This window comes from Pseudomonas frederiksbergensis (genome assembly GCF_900105495.1).
Lineage (GTDB): Bacteria > Pseudomonadota > Gammaproteobacteria > Pseudomonadales > Pseudomonadaceae > Aquipseudomonas > Aquipseudomonas frederiksbergensis.
Genome location: NZ_FNTF01000002.1, coordinates 5,206,507 through 5,219,886, shown reverse-complemented (window position 1 = coordinate 5,219,886; position 13,380 = coordinate 5,206,507). Strand labels below are relative to the sequence as shown.

The window sequence follows — 13,380 nt, the reverse complement described above, 5'->3', positions numbered from 1 at the left end:
TGGGAATGCCGCAATGGACGCTCTGGATGTGTGACGCTGAGCGTCACGGGCTGCATTCCCACGCGGAGCGTGGGAACGATCATTACGTTTGGTTATTGGATGAGTTCCTGGTTTTTGATGGTCTGTTCCAGCGCCTGGGTGCAACGCTCCTGCGCGGTGTCCAGCTCCAGCTTCATCTGTTCGATGTCGAGCATCTGCTGCTCCAGCTGTTCGCGGCGTTCAGCGATTTTGGTCAGCATGGTTTGCAGCTGTTTCTGATTGCCACCGGTGGGGTCATAGAGTTCGATCAGCTCGCGGCATTCGGCCAGGGAGAAACCAATGCGCTTGCCCCGCAGGATCAGCTTCAGGCTGACCTTGTCACGGGGCGAGTAGATACGCTCCTGACCGCGCCGCTCGGGGCTGAGCAGGCCTTGCTCTTCATAAAAGCGAATGGCCCGGGTGGTGATGTCGAGCTCGCGGGCGAGGTCGGAAATGCTATAGGTCTGGCTGCTCATGGAAGCGCTCGAAAAAGGTCATGGCGCTAAGCTAATGGCAGGTTGACGTTTACGTCAAGGGGCGTGGGTTTTTGCTGTCAGTGCCGGCCCCATCGTGAGCAGGCTCGCTCCTACATTCGACCGTATTCTTTCTGAAAGAACCGGGTAAATGTGGGAGTGAGCCTGCTCGCGATGGGAGCACCTCGGTCCAAAGTCCTACACCTTATCGAGCTTCTTCTCATGTGCCGTCACCTGCTGGCACAACTCGATCATCTGCTCGCGCATCCAGCGGTTGGCCGGGTCCTGGTCGGTGCTTTCGTGCCAATAGAGGTGGGTTTCTACCGGCGGCACATCGTTGACCGGCAGGTTCACCGAGTACAAATCATGGCGACGGGCAAAGCGTTCCGGGACGGTCATCACCATGTCGGTCTGCTGCAACACCTGGGATGCCATCAAGTAATGCTGGGATCGCAGGGCGATCTTGCGCTGGATGCCCATTTTGCCCAAGGCCAGGTCGACATGGCCCAGACCGCTGCGGCGGCTGGAGATATGGATATGGGTCAGCGACAGGTAATCGTCGAGGGTGAACTTTTCTTTGCCTGCCAGCGGATGGCCCTTGCGCATGGCGCACACGTAACGGTCTTCCATCAACTTGACGTGGCGCACTTGCGGGTCTGTATTGAGCGGCGCGTCGACCGCGAAATCAAGTCGCCCGGCCGCCAGTTCCTTGGTGGTCTCGCGGCGCTTGGACAGGAAGCTTTCGATGATCACCGTCGGTGCCAGGCGACGCAGGCGCTGGAACAGCGGCGGCAGGATTACCGCTTCAGTGAGGTCGGTCATGCTGATGCGGTAGGTCTTGACCGCCTGCAACGGGTTGAAAATACGGCTTTCCTGCACCGACACCCGCAGCAGGGAGAGGGCGTTGCGCACCGGCCCGATAATGTTCTGCGCCATGGGCGTCGGGACCATGCCCTGAGCGGTGCGCACGAACAACGGGTCATTGAAGGTCTCGCGCAGACGGGCCAGGGCGTTCGAGACCGCCGGTTGAGTAATGCCGACAATCTGCCCGGCGCGGGTGAGGTTGGCTTCGGTGTAGATCGCGTCGAAGACGATGAAAAGGTTGAGGTCGACCTTGCTCAGATTCATTGCGCTGCACTCTTATTGTTGGGCTCTCGATCAGCCGATCATATATCGGTGATGAATGTTAATACACGCCGAGAATAGGCTAGGTAAATTTTCGTAGCTGTTCTAGCATCGATTGCATGACCTGAACAACTCATCAAAACCCTCAGTCAAAAGGTAGAGCTGCCCATGGATTTCGCTTATTCGCCCAAGGTGCAAGAACTGCGTGAGCGCGTGACCGCGTTCATGGATACCTACGTTTATCCCGCTGAAGCGGTGTTCGAGCGCCAGGTCGCCGAGGGCGATCGCTGGCAGCCGACGGCAATCATGGAGGAGCTCAAACTCAAGGCCAAGGCTGAAGGTTTGTGGAATTTGTTTCTGCCTGAGTCCGAACTCGGCGCCGGCCTGACCAACCTTGAGTACGCGCCGCTGGCCGAAATCATGGGCCGTTCGCTGCTGGGCCCCGAGCCGTTCAACTGCTCCGCGCCAGACACCGGCAACATGGAAGTGCTGGTGCGTTATGCCAACGAAGAGCAGAAGCAGCGCTGGCTCGAACCTTTGCTGCGTGGCGAGATCCGCTCGGCGTTCGCTATGACTGAACCGGATGTGGCCTCGTCCGATGCCACCAACATGGCCGCCCGCGCCGTGCGTGATGGCGACGAGTGGGTGATCAACGGCAAGAAATGGTGGACTTCAGGTGCCTGCGATCCACGCTGCAAGATTCTGATCTTCATGGGCCTGAGCGATCCTGACGCGCCGCGTCATGCGCAGCACTCGATGATTCTGGTGCCGGTGGATGCCCCGGGCGTGAAGATCGTTCGTCCGCTGCCCGTGTTCGGTTACGACGACGCACCTCACGGCCACGCCGAAGTGCTGTTCGAAAACGTCCGTGTGCCGTACGAAAATGTCCTGTTGGGCGAAGGACGCGGCTTCGAAATTGCTCAGGGTCGCCTTGGCCCGGGACGGATTCACCACTGCATGCGTTCAATCGGCATGGCCGAACGTGCATTGGAACTTATGTGCAAACGGGCGGTAACCCGTACTGCGTTCGGTAAACCTTTGGCACGTCTGGGCGGCAACATCGACAAAATCGCCGACTCGCGGATGGAAATCGACATGGCACGTCTGCTGACATTAAAAGCGGCGTACATGATGGACACCGTCGGCAATAAGGTTGCGAAAAGCGAAATCGCTCAGATCAAGGTTGTCGCACCGAACGTGGCCTTGCGGGTGATCGACCGGGCGATCCAGATCCATGGTGGGGCAGGGGTGTCCAACGATTTCCCGCTGGCCTACATGTATGCGATGCAACGCACCCTGCGCCTGGCCGACGGCCCGGACGAAGTGCACCGCGCGGCGATCGGCAAGTTCGAGATCGGCAAGTACGTGCCTAAAGAAATGTTGCGTAGCAGTCACTAAGACAAGACCGCGACGCTTGTATCGCGGGCCTGATCAGGCTCGCGATAGCGTTGAGGCTGCATCAGTCAACAGCAGGCAACCCGTAGAATGCTCGCGCACACGCCGTGCTGTGAGCCGCCAGCTCTTCTTCGCTCTCCCCGCGATGCAACGCCACTTCCCGCAACACTTCGGTCAGATACGCCGGTTCGTTGCGACCATTTTTCGGCTTGGGTCGCAGGCTGCGCGGCAACAGATACGGTGCATCGCTCTCCAGCATCAACCGTCCCCGCTTGATCTCTTTCACTAACGGATGCAGGTGCGTGCCCCGGCGCTCGTCGCAGATCCAGCCGGTGATCCCGATGTGCAAATCCAGATCGAGATAACTGAACAACGCTTTCTTTTCGCCCGTGAAGCAGTGCACCACGGCGGCCGGCAACTGATCACGATAATCGCGAAGGATTTCCAGCAAGCGCTGGCTGGCGTCGCGTTCGTGGAGGAACACCGGCAGTTGCAGCTCGACCGCCAACTCCAAGTGCTTTTCCAGGACTTTTTCCTGCTGCGGGCGCGGCGAGAAATCACGATTGAAATCCAGCCCGCATTCACCGACCGCCACAACGTTTGGCTCCTTGAGCAAACTGCGCAGGCGCTGGGCGCTGTCGGCGTTCCAGTCGCTGGCGCTGTGGGGATGAATGCCGGCGGTGGCGAACAGCCGTTGAGCCGTTTCGTCCAGTTGCCGGCACAGTTCCAGCGCTTGCTCGCTGCCCTCGACACTGGTGCCGGTGAGCACCAATTGGCAGACCCCGGCCGCGTAGGCGCGGTCGAGTACAGCCTGGTGTTTGTCGGCAAAACTGGGGTTGGTCAGGTTGACGCCGATATCGATGAGTTGCATGGTGCTACCTCGGACCAAAGGCCGGAAAGCATATCAGAGCTGTAGATTTATAAGAAAAGCCAAGAACTACAATGAGTTAAAGCTGTCTCTTGATGCCGCGAGACAGGTCAGGGTGGCCGTGGTGCCATCACTGCGCCAGTCTTTCGCACTTTGCCAGCGCTCACGGCGCTCTGTTTCTGTCGTTCGATTTCATGAAAATTCTTGAAATCGGCCCAGTATTCTTTCTGGAGAGTGGATGACACGTCCCTCGGTGTTGCTACTGCTGTGTTGTTCGTTGCTGCTGCCGATGTCGGCAGTTGCGCGTCTGGCCGGGCCGCTGCAAGCCGTGCCTGCGGCGAAAGTCCGCGACTTGGCGGAAATTCGCAGCAGTCGGGTGTTGCGGGTGCTGGTCAACCAGAGCCGCAACAGCTCCGGCGAAGTCCAGGGCCAGGCCATCGGTATTGAATACCACCGCTTGCGAGCCTTCGAGCAATACCTCAACGGTCACGCCCGTGACGGTCAGGAAATTACCCTCAAGATCATTCCCAAGGGCAAGGATCAACTGATCGGTGCTTTGCAGCGCGGCGAGGGTGATCTGGTCGCGCCGGGGGAGCTGCTGGACCTGCAACCAGGCCACGCGGTCAGCACCAGTGAACCGATTGCCAGCAACATCCCGTTGATATTGGTCGGGATCAAAGGCGAGCGACGTTACACCCGTCTCGAACAACTCTCTAGCAAAACCCTGGCGTTGCCCACCGGCAGTGCCGCCGGGGACGCGGTCAGCCAGATCAATCAAAAGCTCGCGTTGCTCAAACTGCCACCGGTGACCATCGAGTGGGTCGATCCCAGTCTGGCGGTCGAGGATGTACTGGAGATGGTTCAGGGGGGAATCTTTCACCTGACGATCGTCGAGCAACCCATTGCCGAACGCTGGGGCAAGATCCTGCCCAAGTTGCGCTTCGATCGGCAGGTACTCATCAGTGAGCCGGGCGAAGAGTTCTGGTTCGTGCGCCGTGACGCCTCAATGTTGCGCGCGAGCATTGATCGCTTCCTGACCGGTTACAAAAAACCATCGGATCAGGATGCCGCGTTCCTGCGGATCTATCGACGTCTGTATCAAGTGCACTATCCATTGGCCAAAGCTGATCGACAGCGCCTCGAGAAGCTTCGACCGGTGCTGCAAAAACACGCCGAAGCCCAAGGCATGGATTGGTTGAATCTGGCGGCCCTGGCGTTCAAGGAATCGGCCCTGCAACCCAATGCCCGCAGCGGCAGCGGCCCTACCGGCCTGATGCAGATCACCCCGTCCGCCGCCCAACGGGTGGGGGTCGACAACATTCAGAATCTCGATGCCAATGTGCAGGCCGGTGCGAAGTACCTGGCGATGATTCGTCGCAAGTTCTTTGCCAGCCCCAAACTCAACGAGCGCGAGCGCATGGCGTTCGTGCTCGCGGCCTACAACATGGGGCCGGAACGGGTTCAGGGCATGCGTGCCGAGGCTCGTCGGCGTGGTTTGAATCCCAATCAGTGGTTCTTCCAGGTTGAACGCATCGCCATGGAACAGGTGGGAATGGGCGCCGTCAGCTATGTTAATAGCGTGAACAAGTATTACCTGGCGTTCGATCGGGAGCGGGAGTCGTTGGAGCCCCAGGGGCAGAAAGTTGCCTCACGCAAATAATCGAATAAACTGATTGTTATGGCGGATTAATTGCGCTTTTAACATGTGATTTACTGATTAATATAGCGGCCAACCAACACACACTGACAACGGATGACACAGCATGAGCACACTGATCAACAAGGTAATGTTTACCCGCGCCGGCTACGGCCTGACTGTCTTGCGGATTTTCGTCGGCATCATCTTCGCTGCCCACGGCTCGCAGAAACTCTTTGGGGCGTTCGGTGGTTACGGTCTCGCGGGCACCGCGCAATACATGGAAAGCATCGGCCTGGCGCCGGGCTATCTGATGGCGACGCTGGCCGGTGGTACCGAGTTCTTCGCCGGCCTGGCATTGATCATTGGCTTGCTGGTTCGCCCAGCGGCCTTCGGCCTGACCTTTCTCTCGCTGGTGGCAATCTTCTCGGTGCACCTTCCTAACGGTCTGTTCATGGCCAACAACGGTTATGAATTTGCCCTGGCGCTACTCGGCGGCAGCATCGCGGTGCTGATCGAAGGCGCCGGCAAGCTCTCGGCTGACCGCGCTATCGCCGGCTGACCGCTCTGGCTCAATGAAAAGGCCCGCATTGCGCGGGCCTTTTTGTTGCTCGTCATTCTTGACACTGTCCGGTCAGCTTCTCTAGGATGCTGCCCATGCGCCGATTTAAACAGCTACTTGCGGGGCGCCAGGTGACTCATTCAGTTGCCGATAGAAGCTTGAAACAGGCTTCGAAATACCGCTAAAGCGCTGGTTCGGTGTTGCCTCTCACCTGCCATGCAGACTTTTGAGGCAGAGACACGACACAATGAATGCACTAAGCCCTGTTATACGCCCCGCGCCGATCACGGCACACCTCACCCAGCGCAATCCAAAAATCCTGCTTGGCGGCAAACATCAGCCGACACTCTTGCGTTATCTCGATGGCTGGCCGCGTCGCACCGGTGGGCCTGCGGCCTTCCTGATCCAGTTTGTCGAAGAGGGTGAATCGCTGGCTCGATTTGCCAGCGACAGTTTCGATCTGGCGGTGATTCAATCGCCCAGCCTCGAGGGCGCACCCGAAGTGATCAAGCAACTGACTCGCGTTGCCCGACAGGGGCTGATTACCCGCCGTTGAGGTTCAGAGTGCTGCGGCTCAAAGATAATCGATAGCCACGATATAGACGCACTGTTCACCGGTCGGTGTCTGAACCCGAACCTCGGCGTCCAGCGCCTTGCCGATCAGGGCGCGGGCCAGCGGCGAATCGATGCTGATCAGGCCCAGTTTCAAATCCAGTTCATCCGGCCCGACGATACGGTAGCGCGACTCTTTGCCGTCCTCGTCTTCGATTGTGACCCAGGCGCCAAAATAAACCTTGTTCGGATCGCTCGGTTTTTCGCTGACGACTTTGAGCGCTTCCAGCCGTTTGGTGAGAAAGCGCACTCGACTGTCGATCTCGCGCAGCATCTTTTTGCCGTAGGTGTATTCGGCGTTTTCCGAGCGATCGCCCTGTGCCGCGGCCTCGCTGACTGACTGTGTCACCTGCGGCCGCCGAACATGCCAGAGCTCATGAAACTCGGCCCGCATCCGCGCTTCACCTTCGGGGGTGATCAGCGCGGTGCCAGCGGGGCGGGGAGGGCGATAACGGCTCATGGCAACTTCTTGTGATAGAGAGAGCTTGAGTCTATCAACCCTCGCGCAAGACTGTCAGGGGGCTGGCGTTCAGCGCACGGCGCGTACCAAACACACCGGCTCCCCCGATCAGCACCGCACCGATCAGTGGCAGCACCAATAACCACGGATGGGGGTGCCACGGCAGGTCGAAGGCGTAGCGGTAGAGCACCATGCTTACCAGTTCCGAACCCAGCGCTGCCAACAACCCGCTGACCGCTCCAAGCAAACCGAATTCAATCCGCCGGGCCTTGACCAACAGTTGGCGCTCGGCCCCTAGCGCTCGCAACAAGGCGCCTTGGCGAATGCGTTCATCGAGCGTCGCCTGCAAGCCTGAAAACAACACCGCCATCCCTGCCGCCAACACGAACAACAGCACGTATTCCACCGCCAGAGTTACTTGGGCGAGGATGCTGCGCAGCTGTTCGAGCAAGGCTTCGACTTGCAAGATGGTTACCGCGGGAAACGCCCGGGACAGATCCACGATCTGCTGATCATGACCGGCCGCCAGATAGAAACTGGTCAGGTAGGTCGCCGGCAGATCCTTCAGTGTGCCGGGCTGGAAGATCATGAAGAAGTTAGGCTGGAAGTTGTCCCAGTTGACCTCCCGCAGGCTGGTGACCTTTGCTTCGCGATTGACGCCACCCACGGTAAACACCATGTGATCGCCGAGCTTGAGCTTCAGGCTTTCGGCGACTTTGCCTTCCACCGATACGCCGGGAATGTCGTCCGGGGTCTGTTCGGCCCACCAGTTACCCGCAGTGAGTTTGTTGCCCGTCGGCAAATCCGCTGCCCATGTCAGGCTCAGGTCGCGCTGGATCGCTCGGTCGCCGGCCGAGTCCTTGCTGACGATTTCCTGAACCGGCTCACCGTTGACGCTGATCAGCCGTCCAGGTACCACCGGATAGAGCGGCGCCGATTGTGCCGACAGTTCGATCAGGCGATCGGTAAACGCCTGTTTGTCCGCCGGCAGGATGTTCAGCGCGAAATAATTGGGCGCGTTTTTCGGTAGCTGGTTCTGCCAGGTGTCCAGCAACTCGCCACGCAGCAATGCAATCAACGCCATCGACAGCAGAATCAAGCCGAAGGCCAGGGATTGCCCCGCGGCCGCCAGTGGATGACGCAGCAATTGGCCCAGCCCGAGGCGCCACGGCAAAGAGGCGCGCGCCAGCATGCGGCGCAGACTCTTCAGGAGCAGCAACAACAAGCCGCCAAGGATCAGCGCTGCGATCACGCCACCACCAAGCAGGGCGAACGTCAGCAGCAGATCCAGGCTCAGACGCCACATGATCAGCCCAAGAGCGCCCAATGCCGCGCCGTACACCATCCAGGTGCTGGAAGGGATCGGCAACATGTCCCGACGCAACACCCGCAATGGCGGAACCCGACCCAGTGCCGCCAGTGGTGGCAAGGCAAACCCTGCCAGCGCGACCAATCCGGTGCCAATCCCGGCAATAGCGGGAAACAGACCGCCCGGTGGAACGTCGGTCGGTAATAAATCATGCAGCAGCGCGAACAGTCCCAACTGCGCGAACCAGCCGATGAGGGCGCCGCAGAAACTGGCGAGTAGCCCTAGTACCGTCAGTTGCAAACTGAACAGCACCATGGTTTCCCGTCGGGACAAACCCAGGCAACGCAGCAATGCACTGGCATCGAATCGGCGGGTAGCGAAGCGTGTCGCCGACAACGCCACCGCCACACCGGACAGCAGAACCGCCACCAGGCTGGCCATGTTCAAGTAGCGCTCGGCCTTGCCCAAGGCGCCGCCGATCTGTCGGTTACCATCGCGGGCATCCTGCAAACGCTGGTTGGCGGCCAGGCCGGGTTTGATCAATTGACGATAGGTTTCCAGCGCCTCGGCTTTACCGCGCCAGAGTTCGCGGTAACTGACCCGGCTGCCGGGTTGCACCACGCCGGTCGCGGCGAGGTCGTTGAGGTTGATCAGTACTCGTGGCGTCAGGCTGTAGAAATTACCGGCGCGGTCCGGCTCATAGGTCAGCACTCGCGCCAGTTTGAGAGTGCGCATGCCGACGTCGATGCTGTCTCCGATCTTCAGGTCCAGCGCAGTCAACAGTCGCGCTTCGACCCAGGCCTCACCGGGTTTCGGTCCGCCACCGGGTTCTTCCGGGGCGAAGGGCTCTGGGGCGCTTTTCAGTTCGCCGCGCAGTGGATAGACGTCGTCGGCCGCCTTGATGCTGGACAGCTGAATACCATTGTCAGTGGCGATGACGCTGGAAAATTCCACCACTTGAGCGTGTTCGAGGCCCAGCTCCGTGCCGCTTTTTATCTGTTCGGGTCGTGCGGGAGAGCTGCCTTCAAGCAGCAAGTCGGCACCGAGAAACTCGGTGGCACGCAGCATCATGGCGCCGTTCAGACGGGCGCCGAAGTAGCCGATGGCGGTACTCGCCGCCACAGCCACCAGCAAGGCAAAGAACAACACGCGCAACTCACCGGCGCGGGCATCGCGCAGCAGTTGGCGGATGGCAAGACTGAACAGGCGCAACAGCGGCAGGCGTGCCATTAAACCTCCAGGGGCGGGACGAGCAGGCCGGCGTCAAGGCGGATCAGGCGTCGGCAGCGATGTGCCAGGCGTTCATCGTGGGTCACCAGCACCAGGGTTGTGCCACGTTCCTGATTGAGCTCGAACAGCAGATCGCTGATGCGCTCGCCGGTATGGCTGTCGAGGTTGCCGGTGGGTTCGTCGGCAAACAGCACATCTGGCTCGGCGGCAAAGGCTCGGGCAATCGCCACGCGCTGTTGTTCCCCGCCGGAGAGCTGGCGGGGCGAATGGGTCAGGCGTTGGCCCAGTCCGACGCGTTGCAGCAGTTCGGTGGCGCGCGCACGGGCGTCCTTGCGCCCATCGAGTTCCAGCGGCAGCATCACGTTTTCGAGAGCGTTGAGGCTGTCCAGCAACTGGAATGATTGAAAGACAAAACCCACGTGCTCGGCGCGGATGCGCGCCCGTTGGTCTTCATCGAGATTGCTCAGGGCTTGACCCGCGAGCGTGACTTCACCGCTGCTCGGCAGATCGAGACCGGCGAGCAGGCCCAAAAGGGTGGATTTGCCCGAACCTGAGGCGCCGACGATGGCCAGACTGTCGCCCTTGTTCAGTTTCAGGCTCAGTTCGTGCAGGATAGTCAGTTCACCTTCCGCGCTGGGAACCACTTTGCTGAGGTTCTTCGCGGTGAGAATGCTTGCGCCCATGGAGAATCCGATGCGTGTGTGGTTTTTGAGTGCTGGCCTGGCCTTGATGTGCATGGCCCAGAGCGCAGCGGCGGGTACTGTCCTGATCGTTGGCGATAGTATCAGCGCGGGTTTCGGGCTGGATACCCGGTTGGGATGGGTATCCCTGCTTGAGGACCGGCTCAAGCGCGAAGGTTTCGACGATAAGGTAGTCAATGCGTCCATTGGCGGCGACACCAGTGCCGGAGGCCGGGCGCGCCTGCCCGCGCTGCTTGCAGAGCATAAGCCTGAGTTGGTAATCCTCGAGTTGGGCGGTAACGATGGCCTGCGCGGATTGCTGCCAACACAATTGCAACAAAACCTTGCAGCAATGATCGACAGCTCCCGCGCCAGTGGCGCCAAGGTGCTGCTACTCGGCATGCAATTGCCACCCAACTACGGCGTTCGTTATACCGAGGCCTTCGCGAAGGTCTACAGCACGTTGGCCGAGGAGAAAAAGATCCCCCTGGTGCCGTTTTTTCTCGACGGCGTAGGCGGTCATCCAGACTTGATGCAAGCCGACGGCCTGCACCCGACTGTCGGGGCTCAGGGCAAGTTGCTGGAAAATGTCTGGCCTACACTGAAACCGCTGCTTTGACGCTTTTCTAGCGGCGGTGTTTCGGCTAAGGTGGCGCCCCCGATTTGGAGCCCCCGATGCCGCGTCCTGCCTGGTCACTTTTTGCCTACCAACTGATCGAGCCTGACGAACAGCTGGATCTGTTTGCCTGCCAGGAAGTGCGGGTACATCTGGTGACCCGTCAGCTGGAGTTGGGCGGCTCGGCGGACCGGACCTTGTGCGGCAGCCTGTTGCCAGCACAACCGCGCTGGTCGAGCGTCGATCGCCGTGTGTTCCAGGACCAGCGTCTGTGCTCGCTGTGCCGGGCCATTCTGGAATCGCAAAAACGCGGCACCTCGCCGATCTGGCCGGAACTGCGTTTCGAGCTTTAGAATCCGATAGATTGCTTGCTATCGGTCAACTCCCCGAATTTCCAGATGCCGGTGTACAATCCCGTTTTTATACCCTTGTCGATCATGCGAAGGATTTTCCGGATGTTGCCGCGCTTTCCTGCCGTCACCCGCTACCTGTCTCTCGCCGCCCTCTGTGTGGCGGGTCCCGTAGCAGCATTGGAGCTGCCCCTGCCACCGCCCGGTGAAGACATCATCGGTCAGGTCCAGGTGATCAAGGCCAAGTACGAAGATACCTTCGCCGACCTTGGTACCACCTACGATCTGGGCTATTCGGAAATGGTCGCGGCCAACCCAGGCGTCGATCCATGGCTGCCGGGCGCTGGCACCGAAGTGGTGCTGCCGACGCGTTTCATCCTGCCACCTGGCCCGCGTGAAGGCATCGTCATCAACCTGGCCGAGTACCGCCTCTATTACTTCCCCAAAGGCCGGAACGTGGTGTACACCTTCCCGCTGGGTATCGGTCGTGAAGGCTGGGGTTCGCCGATTGCCCATACCAGCATCATCGCCAAGACGCCGAACCCGACCTGGACCCCTCCAGCGTCGATCAAGGCAGAGCACGCCGCCGATGGCGACCCGTTGCCGAACGTGGTGCCGGCCGGCCCGGACAACCCTCTGGGGCCGTTCAAGTTCACGTTAGGCACGCCGGGCTACCTGATCCACGGTTCGAACAAGAAGTTCGGCATCGGCATGCGCACCAGCCACGGTTGCTTCCGCATGTTCAACAACAACGTGCTGGAAATGGCGAGCATGGTGCCGGTAGGCACGTCGGTGCGCATTATCAGCGACCCGTACAAGTTCGGTGTCAGTGGTGGCAAGGTGTACCTGGAAGCACACACGCCGCTGGACGACAAGGGCAATCCCTCTGTGGTCGACAAACACACCGCGGTGATCAACGCGATGCTCAAGCGTGAGGACATCACCAACAACCTGCGCATGGACTGGGATGTGGTCCGCGACGTGGTTGCGGCCGAAGATGGTTTGCCGGTGGAAATCGGAGTGCCGAATGCCTCGGCGCCGATGGTGACGACTGCGCCGATCGACCCGCTGCAGTAATGCAATGAAAGGAACCCGCCGATGCTGACTGCCTCGGCGGGTTTTTTATTGCCGGTATGAAATAGCGGGCAATAAAAAAGCCGACCCAAAAAATGGGTCGGCTTGATAACAATCCCGAAGGACTATTACTTGCGGCTAGCTTTGTCCAGCATGCGCAGTGCACGCTCGTTAGCTTCGTCAGCAGTCTGTTGTGCTTTTTGAGCAGCAGCCAGAGCTTCATCAGCTTTACGGTAAGCTTCGTCTGCACGAGCCTGGGAGCGAGCAGCTGCGTCTTCAGTAGCGGTCAGACGTGCTTCGGTTTCTTTCGATACGCTGCTGCAACCGGTAGCCAGAACTGCGGCCAGAGCCAGAGCAGAGAATTTCAGAACGTTGTTCATCGTGTTCCCCTTCAAGGACTTTCTATTAAGTTAGCTGTCTCCTCAGAGTGAGGAAATAGCCGGCGTACATACTACCCATTACTTGTCGTAAGTAAACTGACGTAAAGCAAGAAGCCAAAAAAATTGTAGGCGTTGATTCTTTTTCGAGCAACTTTTAACTGCATTGTTTAAAAAATACCCAGCTGGGAGGCCCGAGCTGAGCGAGCCGCCGAAGAAAAGTTCCGGCGCCACGGCTCTTTTCCGAATCTTGGCTAAAGTCTGTCTAGATGGATTCGTCCACACTTTTGTACGGATTTTGCGTGGCGTCTCTCATATCTTTCTCCATGTTGAGGTGACTTTAACAAAGGGCGCTCGTCTTAAGTCTCAACATCCGGCAATGTTCAGGCTGTCGATCTTCAGAGATCTTGGTCGAGCCGTCTCTGCGTAACCCGGAGCAGTACCCCCCGCACTTAGCGTGATGACGAGCGTACCTTGAGCATTTCTGCCAATGGTGCCTACTATTTGATATGTGCTCGGTTGCGCGAGATGGGTGCAGTTCTTCTCGGTGTCCATTCAGGCACGGGGTGGCGTAGATGTTCCTTCGCCGGAAAAA

Annotated in this window: 14 protein-coding genes; 7 read left to right on the top strand and 7 right to left on the bottom strand. The window is 59.3% G+C overall.

The window, feature by feature from the left end:
• Positions 1–92: 92 nt before the first annotated feature.
• Positions 93–494: a MerR family transcriptional regulator gene (locus BLW70_RS24520; protein ID WP_074878375.1), complete on the bottom strand. Its 402-nt coding sequence runs from the start codon at positions 492–494 to the stop codon at positions 93–95.
• 195 nt (positions 495–689) lie between these two features.
• A complete protein-coding gene (locus BLW70_RS24515; RefSeq protein ID WP_008148497.1) occupies positions 690–1,619 on the bottom strand; it encodes a LysR family transcriptional regulator in 930 nt (309 codons plus the stop codon).
• A 165-nt stretch (positions 1,620–1,784) separates the two neighbouring features.
• On the opposite strand from BLW70_RS24515, the gene BLW70_RS24510 reads away from it, so the two are divergent.
• The gene (locus BLW70_RS24510) at positions 1,785–3,014 is read left to right on the top strand and encodes an acyl-CoA dehydrogenase (protein ID WP_074878373.1); all 1,230 of its coding nucleotides are present in this window, start codon (positions 1,785–1,787) and stop codon (positions 3,012–3,014) included.
• A gap of 61 nt (positions 3,015–3,075) precedes the next feature.
• Here BLW70_RS24510 and BLW70_RS24505 read toward each other — a convergent pair whose 3' ends face one another.
• On the bottom strand, positions 3,076–3,882 hold the full coding sequence (locus BLW70_RS24505; protein WP_074878371.1) for a TatD family hydrolase: 807 nt from the start codon (positions 3,880–3,882) through the stop codon (positions 3,076–3,078).
• 235 nt (positions 3,883–4,117) lie between these two features.
• Between BLW70_RS24505 and BLW70_RS24500 the strand changes: the two genes are divergently transcribed.
• From BLW70_RS24500 to BLW70_RS24490, 3 genes are all read left to right on the top strand, one after another.
• Positions 4,118–5,539 (top strand): MltF family protein, encoded by a 1,422-nt coding sequence (locus tag BLW70_RS24500; RefSeq protein ID WP_074878370.1) that lies wholly within the window; start codon positions 4,118–4,120, stop codon positions 5,537–5,539.
• Positions 5,540–5,642: 103 nt separating this feature from the next.
• Positions 5,643–6,077 (top strand): DoxX family protein, encoded by a 435-nt coding sequence (locus BLW70_RS24495; RefSeq protein ID WP_074878368.1) that lies wholly within the window; start codon positions 5,643–5,645, stop codon positions 6,075–6,077.
• A gap of 247 nt (positions 6,078–6,324) precedes the next feature.
• A complete protein-coding gene (locus tag BLW70_RS24490) occupies positions 6,325–6,633 on the top strand; it encodes a hypothetical protein (RefSeq protein WP_074878366.1) in 309 nt (102 codons plus the stop codon).
• An 18-nt stretch (positions 6,634–6,651) separates the two neighbouring features.
• Here BLW70_RS24490 and greB read toward each other — a convergent pair whose 3' ends face one another.
• Genes greB through BLW70_RS24475 form a run of 3 tightly spaced genes read right to left on the bottom strand, consistent with a single transcriptional unit; the run spans position 6,652 to position 10,371 of the window.
• Entirely contained in the window at positions 6,652–7,149 is a 498-nt protein-coding gene (gene greB / locus BLW70_RS24485) for a transcription elongation factor GreB (protein ID WP_074878365.1), read from the bottom strand.
• 34 nt (positions 7,150–7,183) lie between these two features.
• Entirely contained in the window at positions 7,184–9,688 is a 2,505-nt protein-coding gene (locus BLW70_RS24480) for an ABC transporter permease (protein WP_074878363.1), read from the bottom strand.
• On the bottom strand, positions 9,688–10,371 hold the full coding sequence (locus BLW70_RS24475; RefSeq protein ID WP_074878361.1) for an ABC transporter ATP-binding protein: 684 nt from the start codon (positions 10,369–10,371) through the stop codon (positions 9,688–9,690). The genes BLW70_RS24480 and BLW70_RS24475 overlap by 1 nt, the downstream gene beginning before the upstream one ends.
• 10 nt (positions 10,372–10,381) lie before the next feature.
• On the opposite strand from BLW70_RS24475, the gene BLW70_RS24470 reads away from it, so the two are divergent.
• The 3 genes from BLW70_RS24470 (at position 10,382) to BLW70_RS24460 (ending at position 12,411) form a co-directional block, all read left to right on the top strand.
• Positions 10,382–10,987: an arylesterase gene (locus tag BLW70_RS24470; protein ID WP_074878360.1), complete on the top strand. Its 606-nt coding sequence runs from the start codon at positions 10,382–10,384 to the stop codon at positions 10,985–10,987.
• 56 nt (positions 10,988–11,043) lie between these two features.
• Positions 11,044–11,337, top strand: coding sequence for a hypothetical protein (locus BLW70_RS24465; RefSeq protein WP_003226812.1), 294 nt, complete (start codon positions 11,044–11,046; stop codon positions 11,335–11,337).
• Between the two features lie 102 nt (positions 11,338–11,439).
• Entirely contained in the window at positions 11,440–12,411 is a 972-nt protein-coding gene (locus BLW70_RS24460; protein WP_074878358.1) for a L,D-transpeptidase family protein, read from the top strand.
• 125 nt (positions 12,412–12,536) lie between these two features.
• On the opposite strand, the gene oprI is transcribed toward BLW70_RS24460, so the two are convergent.
• Positions 12,537–12,788: an outer membrane lipoprotei OprI gene (gene oprI / locus BLW70_RS24455; protein ID WP_002553018.1), complete on the bottom strand. Its 252-nt coding sequence runs from the start codon at positions 12,786–12,788 to the stop codon at positions 12,537–12,539.
• Positions 12,789–13,380 lie beyond the last annotated feature (592 nt).